Genomic DNA, 13,621 nt, shown 5'->3' on the forward strand with positions numbered 1-13,621 from the left:
CTAGTAGAGGTGGTGATTCGTCGTGGCGTTCCCAGTGGACCTGACGGTCACGCTCACCGGCGCGACGACGGCTCAACTCTCATCGTGGCGCGGCGGCAAGACACCGCTGCTGGTTCCAGAGGTTGCGCGCCGCCCCCGTGCGCTCTACTCGTTCCGGGACCTGGTTGCTCTCCGCACAGTCGTCTACCTGCGAAGCGAGATCCCCCTACAGCGGGTGCGCAAAGCCTTTCAGGCGTTGCAGGAGATGGACCTGACAGACCATCCCTCCCGTTACCAGCTGTGGACCGACGGCGTCTCCGTGTTCCTTTTGCTCGACGAGGATATCTCGATGGACCTCGTTCACCGCCGCGGTCAGCAAATGCTTGCGGGCCTCGGCGACGTATTCGCACCGTTCCGGAACTTCCGGGATCAGGAGGTCGTCGACTTCCTGCACCCCCGCCACCGGCTCGAGGTTCGGGAACGTCGCCTGGGTGGCTGGCCGACCGTGGCAGGGACACGCGTCCCCTTCGACGTCGTCGCCGACCTGGTCACCGATGGCGACGTATCCCCAGAAGAGGTCTCGGACTTCTACCCGACGGTGTCGCCTGCCGACGTCCCCGATGCGGTGTCGTTTGCCGAGCAGGTGCGGTCAGCGCGGTGAACATCTTCCTCGACGAGAACGTCAACAACAAGATGGTGAAGCCACTCCGGATGCTGTTCCCAGCCCACCAGTTTCTCGTCGCCGGCGTCGACACGGACAAGGGGGAGGACGACATACCGCTCTTTCCGATCGCTCGTGACCTCGGTGCGGACCTGTTCCTGACCGGCGACATCGACCAGCTCGATGAGCTCGCGCGGCCGGGAGAGCGCACCGCATGTCGCGACGCTGGACTTCACTGGCTGGGTCTACCCAAGGTTGCGGCTCGTGGACGTCTGTCTCTGTACGGCGAGTTCAGTGTCCTCGTCGGTGCGCTCGCATACGTGATCGACGATGCCAGCGTCGCCAGTGAGCCGACGTTCTTCGTCCTGAAAAAGGGGCCTCGGAACCGAGACGAGATCGCCCTCGCGGACTGCGGACCCCTCTGAGCTCAGAGCGGATCCCGGGGTGGGTCTGCGCCGAAAACGGGAGTGACCCGCGAAAAAAATCCCACTCACCGGCGGAGTCGCGTGACCCCACCCCCTTCAGATACTTGGAGGGGTGGGGGTCAGCGCCGGCGGTTGGTTCGCTTCTTCTTCCGGTTGCGGGTCGGGACGGTGATCCGGCGCTCTTGGAGGGTGCCGAAGTTCGCTGTGCCGAGGACTTTCAGGAGTCCGGATCCGGTGATGGTGTCGACCCATTCGGGGCTCATGGTCGCCGGGAGGATGGCGTATCGGACGGCGCAGTGTTGGACACGCGCGGTGCCCCAGGGGTCGTAGGGCATGCCTTCGGCGCACACTCCCCACGCGGAGACGCAGGTGAGGATCGGGATGTTCTGTAGGTCGTCGATGCGGGTGCGGGCTCGTTCGTCGACACGGGCGGCCCACTCGCGGTCGTTGAAGAGGTCGACGAGGTCCTCGAGGTCGCGCACGACGCAGTAGCCGCAGGTGCAATCGGGGTCGGGTACTTCGTGGTCGGGGCCGGCGGCGTGCTGGCGTTGGCGGCCGTACCAGCCGGCGAGGTCGGCCTCGGTTCGGCACTCTGCGGGTAGCGATTCGAACGCGCGGTGGCCGTCGGGTTGTCGGGTGAGCGCGGCCTCGGCGAGACCCCACTGGTCGCCGTTGGCCAGGAGCCACCACAGTCGCCAGCCGACGATGGCGTCTGCTCTGTCGATGTGGCCGAGGTCGTCGAGGTCGTCCGACCAGCAGGTGCGCGTCCGGTGGTGGGGCGGGTCGGGGATGCGTGCGGAGAACCGGCGGCCGTCGGTCAGGAGGATGGGCATGGCAGGTCCTCTCGCGGGTGTGGTGATGTGCCGACGCCCCCGGGCCTGGTGTGGTCCGGGGGGCGTCGGGGGTTCGGCGCTGGTCGGTCTTCGAGTTGGAAAGTCCACTGGCGGGACGGGGCTCTCGCGGCCATGCATTCCCCGGGTTGGCTGGAACTGGAGCGTTACGGCCGTGGGGTGAGTTTGACGCCGAAGTCTCTCTATCGGTCGGGCCAGGCCCCTCGGGGTGGTACTGGCGGTGCGGCCATGGCGGCGAGGATCGCGGTGTCGTTCGGCGCCTTGGCGAGGTGGTCGAGCCAGAACTGCCGGCGGGTGGCCGGGATTCGGCCGTCGGCGACCGCGGCGTCGACGAGCTGCCGGTGCGTGCGGTCGCGTTCGGTCGCGGTCGTCGCGGCCGCGGCGCGGGTGAACGACTGCTTGAGGCCGTGGGCGGCGATCGTGTCGGCCCGGAGGAATCCGGTCACGGGGTCACCGTCGCGGTGATGACCTTGACGGCCTGCGGCCGGTCGACGGCGAACGCGGGAACGGCGTACGCCTGCACCAGCTTCCGGCGGTTCTTGCGCTCGTCGATGATGTCGACGGTGAGCTGGCGTTCGTAGCCGACGATCCCGGGCTTGCCGCGCTGGACGACGTAGGCGCGGCCCTCGGCGACGTACGGGTTCGACTCGAGGGTGAGTCCCGCGGCGCTGAGGATCTTGTCGAGGTCCTCGGCGTACCCGATCGCGAGGTTCTCGGCGTCGGTCGCGGACACGAGCAGGGTGTCGGGCACGAATCCGAGTCGGTCGCGGGTGAACTGGGTCTTGGCGCGGATGAGGTCGGCCAGCGGGCGCTGGTTGTGCGGGGTGATGTCCTCGGCGGGCCCGACGGTGAGGAACTGGTCCCACGGCGCGGTTGCGGCCAGCGAGTCGGGCGCGGCGGTGTCGACGGCTTCGAGGGCCTTGACGTTGAGCTTGCGGACGAGGGTGTTGGTGAGCTGGCCGATCTTGTTGTTGAGTGCGCTGATGTCGCCGCGGTCGATCTCCTCGTCGGTGATCTCGACGTAGCCGCCGTAGTCCTTGACGAGGGCGAGGCGGTATTCGGGATCGACGGCGCGCACGTGCTGGTATTCGTCGCCGGGTGCTCGTTCGACGACGTCGTCGGCGGTGTACCGCTCGGCGCCGGACAGTCGCGGGTGCAGGATGCCGCCACCCTGGACGGCGGCGCCCTGGGCGGTGAAGAACACCGACAGCAGTTCGTTGCCCTCGGAGAGTTCGGAGATCTTCGCGCGAATCCAGGTGGGCTGCGCCATGATCGCGGCGACGGTGACGCGCTGGTCGTTGAGTGTGGGGGTGAGGACGTTGGGCATGATCGGTGCTCCTGTCAGTGGTAGAGGCTCACGGCGGCGTCGGTGCCCGACGCGGCGGCGGTGAGGGCGTAGCCGACGGCGATGCCGCTGGTCTTGGCGACGGCCTTGCCGTCGGCGCCGACTTCGACTTCGGCGAATGCGGGGATCGTGCCGGCGGCGGCGACGCGGACGACGCGGGACGCGCCGCGGGCGAGGCCGACGAGTTCGCCGGTGGCGGCGGGGTACTTCGCGACTCCGGCGATGCGGCCGCCGGCGTCGGCGTGCGCGACGGCCGGGACGCCTTCGGTGGTGTTGCCGCTGATCTTCACGAAGCGGCTCGTTGCGACGGCGGCCGAGGCGCGGGCGGTGATGTCGCGTCCGGGCCCGTAGATGTCGATGCTGAGGTTCGGCACTGGGGATCCTTTCGGGTAGTCCGTTCGGTGACGGCCTCGGCGGGGATGAGCCATCGGCCGGCGTGTCGGGTGGCCGGTAGTGCTCCTCGTCGACAGAGCGCGCGCACGTTCTCCGCGCTGCAGCCGAGCCGGTTGGCCGCCTCGGCTGACCCCATCAGGTCACCTGAGACTGACTCTCCCACAACGCCATCAGCCAACTGTTCCGATGTTCCGGGTTCGGAATGCGCAACGGAACGTGTGAGGTCGCGTTCCAGGTCGATCACTCGCGCGACCGGCCGGCGGTAGCTCGCCGAGAGCATCGCGATGAGCTGGCGTAGGGCGGCGGCGAGGAACGCGGCGTCGTCCTCGGTCAGGTGAATCCCGGTCAGTCGGCGCGCGGTCACTGGTTCGCCTCGTCGACGGTCAGCTCGTGCAGGTACGCGGTGAGTTGTGCGTCAAGGTCCGGGCCGGCGATCCAGCTCGCCAGGCGCGCGAGGTGCAGCACGAGCGGCACGACGCGGCCGACTTCGGCGGTGGCGGCGAGGATCTCGCGTTGCCCGGGCTGGTCGTCGCGGTGGGTGGCGAGGATCAGCGCGGCGGCGCGGCGTGCGTCGTCGATGGCGTCGGGGTCCGGGGTGGTCACCGCTCGGCCCTGCCGGCGGTTCGGAATCGGCGGGAGCGGCGTGCTTTCCCGCGGTGGGTGGGCCAGTCCTCGGGGCGGCGGCGATGCGGGCGGCCGGCGTCGAGGATGCGGCGGGCAGCGGGGTCGGGTCCGTGGGTCACGTGGGGTCTCCTTCGGCGGCGTCGACGAGCTGGTCGGCGAGGTCGAGTGCTTCGTGGTCAGTCATCGAGACGAGCAGCGATCCGACACGGAACTGGATTGGTCGGTCGGCGTTGACGCGGCGGACTCGGGCGGGCGCGGTGTGGCCGTGGACTCTCACGACGCTGCTCCCGACGGCCTGGTGACCAATTCCCGGCGCCGGGAAAAACCTTTTTCGGGGCGCCCCGAAAAAGGTCGCGCGCTCACGACGGTTCCTCGTCGCTGCGGCCGAAGTCGCGCAGCCAGCCGGGTACGTCCTCGACTCCGAGGGTGGCGGCGAGCGCGGTGGCCAGCAGCAGCGTGTCGAACAGGCCGCGCGCCCACATCGCGGCTTCGGTCTCGACGTCGAGCGTCTTCAGCAGCGCGCGTGCGTCGTCGCGGCGGCCCTCGGCCATCAGAGCGACCAGCGACATGTGCACGCGGGTCAGCTCGTCGGCGGTGGCTGTTCGGCTCATCGGCGGACCTCTCGGTGAGACGGGCACGCGGCCCCAGGTTCGGCGACGCGGGACCGGCACGGTTTCCCGGCGGTGGTTAGACGCCCGCACCGCAGGGGTGCGGCCTGGGTGCGGTCGAACCACTCCGGGTGCAGCGGCCCGAGGCCTTCGTGAGCGGGTTGGCCGTTGCCGTGGTCGACGGCTTGGCCGATGTGGGCCGTCTGGACGACCCAGAACGTGCGGTCGCCGAATCCGTCGACGGTTTCTGCCATCTCGAGACCGGCCGCACCGTACGGGCCGAGGGGCACGCGGGTGTCGGGGTCGAGGAGACGGCACCAGCAGGGTCCGTCGGTGCGGCACTGGTGCTCGTCCTGGTGCTGTCGGTCGGTGGGGTGATTCATCTCGGATCTCCTGGGCGGGGTTCGGGTGTGCAGTCCGCGACGTCGGCGAGCTGCCGGAGGTGCGGCCGGCATTCCAGGCACGGGCGCGGGTGGTCAGCATCGCGGCCACCGATCCAGCCGCCATCGCACATCGCGTCGTGGCCGTGCGGGTTTGCCTTTTCGGTGGCATCACCGAGAAGGGTGTCGTCGATCGGTTCGCCGGTGCGGTCGAGTCGGCTCACCGTCTGACTCCGATCGATTTCGACGAGGGGGTCCGATCCGGTCGCGCGCGTCTACTTGCGTACCGATACCCCGTCGTCGTCACCAGCTCGTGGGCAGTGACCGGCCGCGGGCCGGTGGCGGCGGCGACGCCACAGTGAAGTAGGGGCAGTGAGTGTATGGGCAGTGGTGGCTCACCCAGGGTGAGCCACAGACTCGGCCAAAATGAGCCACAGACTTTCGAAAATGAGCCACAGACTCCGAGGAATGAGCCACAGACTTGGGTCATTTTGAGCCACAGACATTGTCCGCGGACAGTCCCGTGACGGTCCGCGGACAGCAGCGAAAAAGTCTGTGGCTCACCCAGATGAGCCGTTGAAATGTCTGTGGCTCGCCTAGACGAGCCGTGGACTACGAGTCTATGGCTCACCAGGATGAGCCGCAGAGTTGTCCACAGGCTCACTGCGGGTGTCGGTTTCGGCGACGTTCTCATGCAGATCGCCTCCGTTTCTTCGCGGCTCGGTATTCGAGCTCCGACAGGCCGAGTAGTTCGCGTACCTCGGTCGGCGTCACCCGCATACTCAGCTCATGGACAAGTTCGGCGCGGGCCTGATCGAACTCGGGTGTGCCCGCGTCGAGGCCAGCGAGCGCAGCCTCGACGCGACGACGAGCCCGTTCGTACGGCGTCGGAATTCCCTCGCCGGGATGGTGACCCTCTGAATGGGCGTCGTCTCGTTGCTCGGCGGCGGGCGTGTCCGGTTGATGTCGCTCTGGGAGAACGTCTTCGTGGTGTTCTTGGACATCGTGCTGTTCGCCTGCCCGGGCCGGGACCGCTGCGGGCGCGATCAGATCGGGCATCGTTAGACGCCATTCGTCGGCGAGGTTGCGGTGCCGGTTGCCCTGCTTGGCCTTCTGCAGAAGACCTCGGCGGACCAGTTCGTCGCGGTGCCGTTTGAAGGTGGCGAGGCTCATAGACGCCCCTCGGGCGAGCTGGTCGTTGCCGGGGAAGATCCTGTCTCCCTCGGCCGTCCGCGCGTGCGTCGCGAACACGAACGCGACGGCCTTCAGCTTCGTCGACAGCGTCGCGTCCTCGCGGATGATTCGTTCCCATTCGAACCGACCGACTGGGATCACGGGCGGGCCTGCCTCGGGTGTGTCTGCTGCTGTCATGTCCTGTCCGTGGGTCGGTGGCGGGTTGAGTGCTGGTGCTCGCGCGGCCGGGGCTGGCAGGCCCGAAGAGCTTCCGGCCGCGCGAGCGTCAGCGTCAGGTGGAATGCGTGGAGTCGGTGAGCAGCGCGAGCGCGGATTCAAGCGTTTCGGCGAGCTTGCGTGCTTCGTCGAGACGGAGGTTGACATCGACATCGATCGACCAGGCGTGGGCCGCGAGGTGCATATACACACCCGGCTCGCCGTGCTGAAAGCGAACACCGACACCGACCGCCGGGAACAGCGCCCCGGCGTAGCCGATCTCGCTCATGGCGCTCAGCGACGCCGGCGTGTATCCGAGATCGCAGGTGTGGCCGTCGTCGGGATGCCGCGAGGTTTGCTCGCACCATTCGAAGTCGCAGCGGTGAGGTGCGGGGCGTGTGGGTGTCGTCACTGCCGGTCACCTCCGGCCATCGTCTGGAGGACGAGCCGGGAGGCTGTGGCGTCCTCGACGAGGTCGGCGAGCTCGAGCAGGTCGGCGATGGTCTCGGGTTCGATCACGGCGAGCGCGTCGTGCAGGACGTCGCGCACGAGGTCGTCGTCGGCGGCCAGCGGCGTCACCGTCCGAATGACGGGAGGTGCGGCCTGTCGGCTGCGGCGTGTAGCGTGCATGTCAGTTCTCCTGCTCTTTGGTGGGGTTGGAAACTTGGGCCTCGGAATCGGTTGCCGCCGATCCGGGGCCGTTCTCTTGCCCGGGCCGGTCGGCCCGGGAGTGTTCGAGCGCGTCGGCGCGATCCTCGAGTGACCAGAGGGAGTCACGCAGCGCATCGCGTTCCGCGCTGTCGGACATCGTTTCCCAGGCTCGCCATCCCTCCGCGATTTCGGATTCGAGATTGGCGCGGTGGCCGTCGTCGATCGCGGTGAGCATGCCGTCGAGGTGCATTCCGGTCGCGTCGCCGACCTCGACGCGCGAGTCGTCTACGGGTACGCGGGAGGCCTCGACCTCGGGATCGATCCGCTCGCACGGTCGGGTGAACCGTCGGACGTCGGGTTCGTCCAGGCCGAGGCCGGCGTCGGCGTGGGACTCAAGGGCGGCGTAGCGGTTGCTCATGCTGCGCCACCGTGCGCCAGCGAGCTCTCGGCCTCGGCCTCGAGTGTCGCGATGTACTCGGCCAGGAACCGGCGTGTGGTGTAGCGCCGGCGGCCGACCTTGACCGTCTTCAGGGCGTTCGAGGTGATGAGCTGGTAGACGGTCGATCTGCTCGCGTTGAGCGCGATCTGGATATCAGGCACCTCGAGGAGTTCGGAACGGTCCTCGGTCATGGACATGGAGTCAGTCCTCTCGATTCGTAGTCACTACGAACGATTGTGGGTGTTTGTCGTAGTGACTACACGTTCTACTCCGTGCGTGGTTGTTACGCAAGGACCGGCGTAGTCTGCGTGTTCATGACGACGTGGAGCGAGGATCTTGTGTCCCGGGTCGCGGGTGCGATCAAACGAGAGCGTGAGCGGTCGACCCCGAAGGTGACCGCTACGCAACTCGCTGAACGCACTGCCGCGCTGGGTCTTCCGATCTCCCGGTCGGTCATCTCCGACCTCGAGACCGGGCGAAAGCGGAGTCTCGACGTCGGGGAGCTGATCGTGTTGGCAGCGGCCCTCCGCGTGCCCCCTATGCAGCTGCTCTATCCAGACCTGCCCGACAAGCACGTCGACATCGTGCCGGGTTACGGCACGGAGTCGGCGAAAGCTGCGGCGTGGTTCGCGGGTCTCACCGGATTGAGCCGTGTACCAACCGATTTCACCCTAACCAGCGCGGTCAACGAGCGCCGACGGCTGATGGACGCCCAGACGCGCGAAGTCCTCGACGCGCTCTCGGAAGACGATGCGACGTGGTCGAGGATCGGACGCCAGTACGAAGAACGAATCGACGAACTCACCGACCTGATTCGCCGACTCGGCGGAACCATCTACGAGAGCTGAAAGTCATGGCACGCCAACAACTCCCGCCGCAGATTCGCAAGGTTTCGGTCACCAACAGGCGAACCGGAAAGTCTGAGACGCGCTACGAGGTCCGCACCGAGGTCGGGGTCGGCGATGCGCGTCGTCAGGTGAAGCGCCGATTTCGGACCGAGCGCCAGGCGCGAGACGAGTTGGCGACGCTGCAGGCATCGGTCGCGGCCGGCACATACGTGCACGCGTCGAAACTGACGACGTCCGTCGCGATCGACAACTGGCTCGCGGCGAAACACTCGCTCAAGCCGTCGACACTGCGCGGGCACACGGGTGCGCTGAGCGTGGTGAAAGACGAACTCGGCGACACCCTGGTGCAGCGGCTCACCAAGCGCGACATCGACGACCTCGTCGGCCGGCTGCGCGCCGGACAGGTCGAGGGACGCAAGGTGTGGTCGCCGCGGTCAGTGAATTACATGCTGAGCCTTCTGACGGCGGTACTCGACGACCAGGAGCAGCAGGGCCACGTTGTGCGGAACGTCGCCCGGTTGGTCGATCGTGTGCCCGGTGAACGCGCCGAGATGAAGACTCTCGCCCAGCGCGACATGTTCCGGATCCTCGACCATGAGTGCCGAGACCGACACATGTGGGCTCTCGCGTTGTACGGGCTGCGCCGCGGCGAGATCGCCGGCCTCCGATGGGAGAACGTCGATCTGAAAGCCAAGACGGTCACCATCTCGGAGAACCGTGTCGCGGTCGGAGACCAGATCGTCTCGGGGACGCCGAAATCGGTGCGGTCGCGGCGGACGTTGCCGATGCCCGACGAGGTGGTCGAGGTTCTGAAGGCTGCCCGGAAACGTCAGCTCGAGGAGCGAATGGCGTTGGGGGAGGCGTACGGGCCCGGGGAGTACGTCGCGTGTGACGAAGCGGGGCGGCCGTACCACCCGAACCTGCTCACCTTCCGATGGGGAAAGTTGCTCGACGAGCTGCAGATCAGCCGTGTGCGCCTGCACGATGCGCGGCATTCGTGCGCGACGCTCATGCACCTGCGTGGCGTCCCGATCGCGGTCATTGCTGCGTGGATGGGTCACGCCTCGGCGGCGTTCACGATGGCGACGTACGCCCACAGTCAGGACGACGCGCTGCAGGTCGCGGCGCAGAGTTTCGGTCGAGATGTGTCAATCGGTGTCACCGACACGGGCGCCGACGGCACGAAATAGCTCCTGACCAGTGCCCCCAGTCGGACTCGAACCGACACTTGGCCGATTTTAAGTCGGCTGCCTCTGCCAATTGGGCTATGGGGGCGAAGGGTCCGCTCGACGACGGTCCCCACGGTGAGCATAGTCAGCCGCGGCAGCGTGTCCGAATTCGTCCGGCGCTGCCACCGACAGACGTCAACTCGACCGCCAGACTTCGATCGAGGTCTGGCAGTCGAGTCGACGTCTGGGAGTCAGCCGTCCTTGACCGGCCCAGTCGCCGGGGTGATCATGGGGCATGGACGCGGCAGCGGTGACCGGGGCACGCAATTGGGAGGCCGTCCGAGGGCGGCATCCCGCCATCGTCGAGCGCCTCGAGGCGGGTCTGACGCAGGGTGATCCGCTCGCCGACGCGGTGATCGTCGAGGCCAGAGAACGCGGAATCTCTTTCTCCACACTGGTCGCGCTCTTGGAAGCGCACACCTCCGCCGAGGAGGAGACCGATGTCGAACAGCTCGAGATGCCCGCCTCGATGACGCATCTGTTGCAGGTCGCGAGCACCCCACCTCCGTGGTTCGACCCGGCCTGGGCGGAGGCCGGCGCCCGCGCCTGGTGGCGGTTCGGGACGTTGCAGTCGTCGACGCTGTATCAATCGCTGATCTACGGATTCAAGGCGCAGGGGTTCGTCCGTCCGCTGGTGGCCACCGGCCGGCTGGGATCGGGGACACGTGATCGGGTCGAGTCGACGGCCCGCTGGGTCGCCGAGGCGACCACGCCCGGATCGATGCTCCCGGGCCGTCCCGGTTGGGCTGCGACGCTTCGTATTCGGCTGCTACACGCCTACATCCGCGACGTCCTGCGGCACCCGCTCGGCGGCGATCCGACGGACGACGCCGGGGCCTGGGACGAAGGGGAGTGGGGCGCACCCATCAACCAGACATATGCCGTGATGACCATCTCGTGCGGCTTCCTGGCTCTACCTCTCGTCGTCGCACGGGATTTCGGGATCCACTACAGCAGTGCGGAATGTGAGGCGATCACACATCTGTGGCGCTGGATCGGCTGGGTCATCGGGGTCGACGACGACCTCCTGCCGCCGAGTTACGAGTCGTCGAGCGAATTGTTCCGTATCGCAGGCGAATTCGAGCTGCAGCCCGACGATTCGTCGAAGGTGCTGATCAAGGCGCTGCTTCGCGAGGGGTACGACCTTCCGCGCGTCGTGCACGGGGCCGCGCCGATTCCGGTGCCGGGGTTGCTGGTCTCCGCGGTGGATGCGATCACCAGACCCCTGCTCATGTCGTCGTTCTCGGCCATCAGCACCAGATGGGTCGAGCGCCCGGTCGCCCGGCGGATGGGTCTGCGCCGGACGCCGTTGCACCATCTCGTCGATGTCGCACGGCCCGCCGTCAGGCTGCGCGAGATCGCGCGGGCGACCGGACTGCTCGGATCGGAGTCGACGGTGATCGAGCGCGAACTGCGAACGGTCCGACGCGGACTCGGCATGCCGCACGTCTCGGAATCGTCCTTGACCGCCTAAATTACTGCTGATAACTTAACGCCGTAAAGTCGACCGACGCGACAGGGGTCCGCATGCTGGTCAGATTGACACGGCTGGTCATATCCATGCCCAAACGAGTGCTGCTGGGTGCACTCATCCTGCTGGTGGTGTGCGGCGCGTACGGCGCCACCGCGGCCGAACATCTGCTGGCCGGAGGGTACAGCGATCCGAACTCGGGGTCGGCGCGGGCGGAGAGAACTCTCGACGAGACGTTCAACCGCGGCGGGGTCCAGGTCGTGCTCAAACTGGACGGTCCCGACGGAGTCGACATCTCCCGCGACCCGACGGCCCGAGCGGTCGGTGAGGACATCGTCGCCGACCTGAATCGCAATCAGTACGTGCAGGACCAGATCCTCTCGGTGTGGGCCAATCCGGCGCTCGACTCCGCGCTCGTCAGTCGCGACCGGACGTCGACTTTGATCATCGCCTCGCTCGACGGTGGCGAGAATTCGGCGCCGGGGCACGCCGAGGAGATCGCCGAGGCCCTGGCCGGTGACCGCGACGGGATCACCGTGCAGGTCGGCGGTCAAGGAATGGTCTTCGCACAGGTCAACGACCAGACCGCGTCCGATCTCCTCGTCGCCGAGGCCATCGCGATCCCGATCACGTTCATCGTGTTGATCTTCATCTTCGGCGGATTGCTCGCGGCGGCCGTCCCGGTCGGCATCGGCATCGTCTCGATCATCCTCACCTTCGCGCTGCTCCGCGCGATCGGATCGGTCACCGACGTCTCGGTCTTCGCGCTCAACCTCACCACCGCACTGGGTCTCGCGCTCGCGATCGACTACACGCTGCTGATCCTGACGCGCTACCGGGAAGAGGTCGGACACGGTCTGAGCCGGCCCGACGCGATCGTCCGGACCCTGGCCACGGCCGGGCGGACGGTCGCCTTCTCCGCGGTGACCGTCGCCCTGTCGCTCAGCGCGCTCGTGCTGTTCCCGCAGTACTTCCTGCGCAGCTTCGCCTTCGCGGGTCTCGGCGTCGTGGCTGTGGCCGCGGTGTCGGCGCTCGTCCTCACGCCGGCCGTGCTCATGCTCCTCGGTGATCGCATCGACGCGTTCGACGCCCGGAAGCCGCTCCGGCGCCTGCTTCGGCTGCCGCCGGCGCGGCCCGTCGAACCCGAGGACACCTGGTGGTACCGGCTCGTCCAGTGGGTGCTGCGCCACGCCTTGCCGGTCGCCGCGGTCGTCACGGTCTTCCTGCTGGTACTCGGTGCGCCGTTCCTGTCGATGAAGCTGGGTTTCCCCGACGATCGGGTGTTACCGGAGTCGGCGAGCGCGCACGCGATCCAGCAGGAGATCCGGGACGACTTCGAGGACGACCTGTCCGCAGCGGTCACCGTCGTCGTGCGGGGGCCGGTGGACGATGCGGCCCTGGCCGACTACACCCGCGCCCTGTCGACGGTCGGAGATGTCAACTCCGCAGGGTCGTCGGCGGGGACGTTCGTCCGGGGTGCGCCGGCCGCGCCCGGCAGCCCGGACGACACCCGGGGCGACGTACACGTCCTGCAGGTGTCGACCGACCGCGACCCGATGAGCGAGTCGGGGATCGCCCAGCTCGACGAGCTGCGGGCGGTGCCGCCGCCGGCGGGAACGGAGACCCTGTTCAGCGGGCTCGCCGCCGCCACCGACGACACCGTCGGGTCGATCTACGCGCATCTGCCCTGGGTGCTCGGCCTCATCGCGATCGCGACGTTCGTGCTGCTGTTCCTGTTCACCGGGAGCGTCGTGTTGCCGCTGAAGGCGCTCGTCCTCAACATCCTGTCGCTGTCGGCGACGTTCGGCGCGATGGTCTGGTTCTTCCAGGAAGGGCACCTCGGAGGTTTGGGGACCACCGCCACGGGCACCCTCAGCGCGACCATGCCGGTGCTGCTGTTCTGCGTGGCGTTCGGCCTGTCGATGGACTACGAGGTGTTCCTGTTGGGACGGATCCGCGAGGAGTGGTTGCGATCGGACCGGACGCGCGCGGCCAGCGACCATGCCGTGGCCCTGGGCTTGGCCCGGACCGGCCGGGTCATCACGGCGGCAGCCCTGCTGATGAGCATCGTCTTCGCCGCCATCGCGGCGTCAGAGGTCTCGTTCATGCGGATGTTCGGGGTCGGTCTCACCCTGGCGGTCCTGATGGACGCGACGATCATCCGCATGTTCCTCGTCCCCGCCTTCATGCGTCTGGCCGGGCGGGCGAACTGGTGGGCGCCGGGTCCGCTGCGACGGCTACATGATCGGATCGGGTTGTCCGAGGAGGCTCCGGAGGTCGGGCGTCCCGAGAAAGCGGCGCCGGACACCGCGCCGACGAGGGTCTGAC

22 protein-coding genes and 1 tRNA gene are annotated in these 13,621 nt (G+C 67.8%); 7 read left to right on the forward strand and 16 right to left on the reverse strand.

The genetic code is table 11. From position 1 onward, the window contains the following. Positions 1 to 22: 22 nt before the first annotated feature. Positions 23 to 640 carry a DUF433 domain-containing protein gene (locus LEL84_RS23065; protein WP_226512858.1) on the forward strand — a complete coding sequence of 206 codons (618 nt, stop codon included), beginning with the start codon at positions 23 to 25 and terminating at the stop codon, positions 638 to 640. Further along, positions 637 to 1,065, forward strand: coding sequence for a hypothetical protein (locus tag LEL84_RS23070; RefSeq protein ID WP_226512859.1), 429 nt, complete (start codon positions 637 to 639; stop codon positions 1,063 to 1,065). The genes LEL84_RS23065 and LEL84_RS23070 overlap by 4 nt, the downstream gene beginning before the upstream one ends. Before the next feature lie 119 nt (positions 1,066 to 1,184). Here the strand turns inward: LEL84_RS23070 and LEL84_RS23075 are convergent, their stop codons facing one another. The 10 genes from LEL84_RS23075 to LEL84_RS23120 form a co-directional block, all read right to left on the reverse strand. Then, the gene (locus LEL84_RS23075) at positions 1,185 to 1,898 is read right to left on the reverse strand and encodes a hypothetical protein (protein WP_226512860.1); all 714 of its coding nucleotides are present in this window, start codon (positions 1,896 to 1,898) and stop codon (positions 1,185 to 1,187) included. 200 nt (positions 1,899 to 2,098) lie between these two features. Beyond that, positions 2,099 to 2,362, reverse strand: a complete 264-nt coding sequence (locus LEL84_RS23080; RefSeq protein WP_226512861.1) for a hypothetical protein — start codon at positions 2,360 to 2,362, stop codon at positions 2,099 to 2,101. Continuing rightward, positions 2,359 to 3,243: a major capsid protein gene (locus tag LEL84_RS23085; RefSeq protein ID WP_226512862.1), complete on the reverse strand. Its 885-nt coding sequence runs from the start codon at positions 3,241 to 3,243 to the stop codon at positions 2,359 to 2,361. Before LEL84_RS23085 ends, LEL84_RS23080 begins: the two co-directional genes overlap by 4 nt. 14 nt (positions 3,244 to 3,257) lie before the next feature. Further along, entirely contained in the window at positions 3,258 to 3,635 is a 378-nt protein-coding gene (locus LEL84_RS23090) for a capsid cement protein (protein ID WP_226512863.1), read from the reverse strand. Further along, positions 3,548 to 3,934 (reverse strand): helix-turn-helix domain-containing protein, encoded by a 387-nt coding sequence (locus LEL84_RS24955; RefSeq protein ID WP_226514396.1) that lies wholly within the window; start codon positions 3,932 to 3,934, stop codon positions 3,548 to 3,550. Before LEL84_RS24955 ends, LEL84_RS23090 begins: the two co-directional genes overlap by 88 nt. Before the next feature lie 80 nt (positions 3,935 to 4,014). After that, a complete protein-coding gene (locus tag LEL84_RS23100) occupies positions 4,015 to 4,257 on the reverse strand; it encodes a hypothetical protein (protein WP_226512864.1) in 243 nt (80 codons plus the stop codon). Beyond that, positions 4,254 to 4,397: a hypothetical protein gene (locus LEL84_RS23105; protein ID WP_226512865.1), complete on the reverse strand. Its 144-nt coding sequence runs from the start codon at positions 4,395 to 4,397 to the stop codon at positions 4,254 to 4,256. The genes LEL84_RS23100 and LEL84_RS23105 overlap by 4 nt, the downstream gene beginning before the upstream one ends. Continuing rightward, entirely contained in the window at positions 4,394 to 4,555 is a 162-nt protein-coding gene (locus LEL84_RS23110) for a hypothetical protein (RefSeq protein WP_226512866.1), read from the reverse strand. The genes LEL84_RS23105 and LEL84_RS23110 overlap by 4 nt, the downstream gene beginning before the upstream one ends. Positions 4,556 to 4,637: 82 nt before the next feature. Beyond that, a complete protein-coding gene (locus LEL84_RS23115) occupies positions 4,638 to 4,889 on the reverse strand; it encodes a hypothetical protein (RefSeq protein ID WP_226512867.1) in 252 nt (83 codons plus the stop codon). Beyond that, positions 4,886 to 5,269, reverse strand: a complete 384-nt coding sequence (locus tag LEL84_RS23120) for a hypothetical protein (RefSeq protein ID WP_226512868.1) — start codon at positions 5,267 to 5,269, stop codon at positions 4,886 to 4,888. Before LEL84_RS23120 ends, LEL84_RS23115 begins: the two co-directional genes overlap by 4 nt. A gap of 59 nt (positions 5,270 to 5,328) precedes the next feature. Here LEL84_RS23120 and LEL84_RS23125 point away from each other — a divergent pair, with 59 nt between their 5' ends. Beyond that, positions 5,329 to 5,628 (forward strand): hypothetical protein, encoded by a 300-nt coding sequence (locus LEL84_RS23125; RefSeq protein ID WP_226512869.1) that lies wholly within the window; start codon positions 5,329 to 5,331, stop codon positions 5,626 to 5,628. A gap of 328 nt (positions 5,629 to 5,956) precedes the next feature. Here LEL84_RS23125 and LEL84_RS23130 read toward each other — a convergent pair whose 3' ends face one another. The 5 genes from LEL84_RS23130 to LEL84_RS23150 all read right to left on the reverse strand — a co-directional run bounded on the left by LEL84_RS23130 (position 5,957) and on the right by LEL84_RS23150 (position 7,942). Then, positions 5,957 to 6,637, reverse strand: coding sequence for a hypothetical protein (locus tag LEL84_RS23130; protein ID WP_226512870.1), 681 nt, complete (start codon positions 6,635 to 6,637; stop codon positions 5,957 to 5,959). Between the two features lie 94 nt (positions 6,638 to 6,731). Further along, positions 6,732 to 6,944 carry a hypothetical protein gene (locus LEL84_RS23135; RefSeq protein ID WP_226512871.1) on the reverse strand — a complete coding sequence of 71 codons (213 nt, stop codon included), beginning with the start codon at positions 6,942 to 6,944 and terminating at the stop codon, positions 6,732 to 6,734. 119 nt (positions 6,945 to 7,063) lie between these two features. Further along, a complete protein-coding gene (locus LEL84_RS23140) occupies positions 7,064 to 7,285 on the reverse strand; it encodes a hypothetical protein (RefSeq protein ID WP_226512872.1) in 222 nt (73 codons plus the stop codon). Position 7,286: 1 nt separating this feature from the next. Beyond that, entirely contained in the window at positions 7,287 to 7,724 is a 438-nt protein-coding gene (locus tag LEL84_RS23145; protein ID WP_226512873.1) for a hypothetical protein, read from the reverse strand. Further along, complete coding sequence (locus LEL84_RS23150; RefSeq protein ID WP_226512874.1) at positions 7,721 to 7,942, reverse strand: helix-turn-helix domain-containing protein; 222 nt, start codon at positions 7,940 to 7,942, stop codon at positions 7,721 to 7,723. Before LEL84_RS23150 ends, LEL84_RS23145 begins: the two co-directional genes overlap by 4 nt. Positions 7,943 to 8,059: 117 nt before the next feature. Between LEL84_RS23150 and LEL84_RS23155 the strand changes: the two genes are divergently transcribed. Continuing rightward, positions 8,060 to 8,593 (forward strand): helix-turn-helix domain-containing protein, encoded by a 534-nt coding sequence (locus LEL84_RS23155; RefSeq protein WP_226512875.1) that lies wholly within the window; start codon positions 8,060 to 8,062, stop codon positions 8,591 to 8,593. A gap of 5 nt (positions 8,594 to 8,598) precedes the next feature. Continuing rightward, positions 8,599 to 9,783: a tyrosine recombinase XerC gene (xerC, locus tag LEL84_RS23160; RefSeq protein WP_226512876.1), complete on the forward strand. Its 1,185-nt coding sequence runs from the start codon at positions 8,599 to 8,601 to the stop codon at positions 9,781 to 9,783. A gap of 11 nt (positions 9,784 to 9,794) precedes the next feature. Here the strand turns inward: xerC and LEL84_RS23165 are convergent. Beyond that, a tRNA-Leu gene (locus LEL84_RS23165) sits at positions 9,795 to 9,868 on the reverse strand. A gap of 189 nt (positions 9,869 to 10,057) precedes the next feature. Between LEL84_RS23165 and LEL84_RS23170 the strand changes: the two genes are divergently transcribed. Beyond that, positions 10,058 to 11,296, forward strand: a complete 1,239-nt coding sequence (locus LEL84_RS23170; RefSeq protein ID WP_226512877.1) for an oxygenase MpaB family protein — start codon at positions 10,058 to 10,060, stop codon at positions 11,294 to 11,296. A 53-nt stretch (positions 11,297 to 11,349) separates the two neighbouring features. Further along, positions 11,350 to 13,620, forward strand: coding sequence for an MMPL family transporter (locus LEL84_RS23175; protein ID WP_226512878.1), 2,271 nt, complete (start codon positions 11,350 to 11,352; stop codon positions 13,618 to 13,620). The last annotated feature ends 1 nt before the right edge of the window (position 13,621 follow it).

It is taken from the genome of Gordonia sp. WA4-43, from assembly GCF_020520305.1.
Taxonomy (GTDB): Bacteria; Actinomycetota; Actinomycetes; order Mycobacteriales; family Mycobacteriaceae; genus Gordonia; species Gordonia hongkongensis.

Coding starts and splice junctions, on each gene's coding strand:
- LEL84_RS23150 (WP_226512874.1), bottom strand. CDS start 7,942: ATGTCCATGACCGAGGACCGTTCCGAACTCCTCGAGGTGCCTGATATC.
- LEL84_RS23085 (WP_226512862.1), bottom strand. CDS start 3,243: ATGCCCAACGTCCTCACCCCCACACTCAACGACCAGCGCGTCACCGTC.
- LEL84_RS23140 (WP_226512872.1), bottom strand. CDS start 7,285: ATGCACGCTACACGCCGCAGCCGACAGGCCGCACCTCCCGTCATTCGG.
- LEL84_RS24955 (WP_226514396.1), bottom strand. CDS start 3,934: ATGCTCTCGGCGAGCTACCGCCGGCCGGTCGCGCGAGTGATCGACCTG.
- LEL84_RS23115 (WP_226512867.1), bottom strand. CDS start 4,889: ATGAGCCGAACAGCCACCGCCGACGAGCTGACCCGCGTGCACATGTCG.
- LEL84_RS23145 (WP_226512873.1), bottom strand. CDS start 7,724: ATGAGCAACCGCTACGCCGCCCTTGAGTCCCACGCCGACGCCGGCCTC.
- LEL84_RS23155 (WP_226512875.1), top strand. CDS start 8,060: ATGACGACGTGGAGCGAGGATCTTGTGTCCCGGGTCGCGGGTGCGATC.
- xerC (WP_226512876.1), top strand. CDS start 8,599: ATGGCACGCCAACAACTCCCGCCGCAGATTCGCAAGGTTTCGGTCACC.
- LEL84_RS23170 (WP_226512877.1), top strand. CDS start 10,058: ATGGACGCGGCAGCGGTGACCGGGGCACGCAATTGGGAGGCCGTCCGA.
- LEL84_RS23175 (WP_226512878.1), top strand. CDS start 11,350: ATGCTGGTCAGATTGACACGGCTGGTCATATCCATGCCCAAACGAGTG.
- LEL84_RS23130 (WP_226512870.1), bottom strand. CDS start 6,637: ATGACAGCAGCAGACACACCCGAGGCAGGCCCGCCCGTGATCCCAGTC.
- LEL84_RS23120 (WP_226512868.1), bottom strand. CDS start 5,269: ATGAATCACCCCACCGACCGACAGCACCAGGACGAGCACCAGTGCCGC.
- LEL84_RS23135 (WP_226512871.1), bottom strand. CDS start 6,944: ATGAGCGAGATCGGCTACGCCGGGGCGCTGTTCCCGGCGGTCGGTGTC.
- LEL84_RS23075 (WP_226512860.1), bottom strand. CDS start 1,898: ATGCCCATCCTCCTGACCGACGGCCGCCGGTTCTCCGCACGCATCCCC.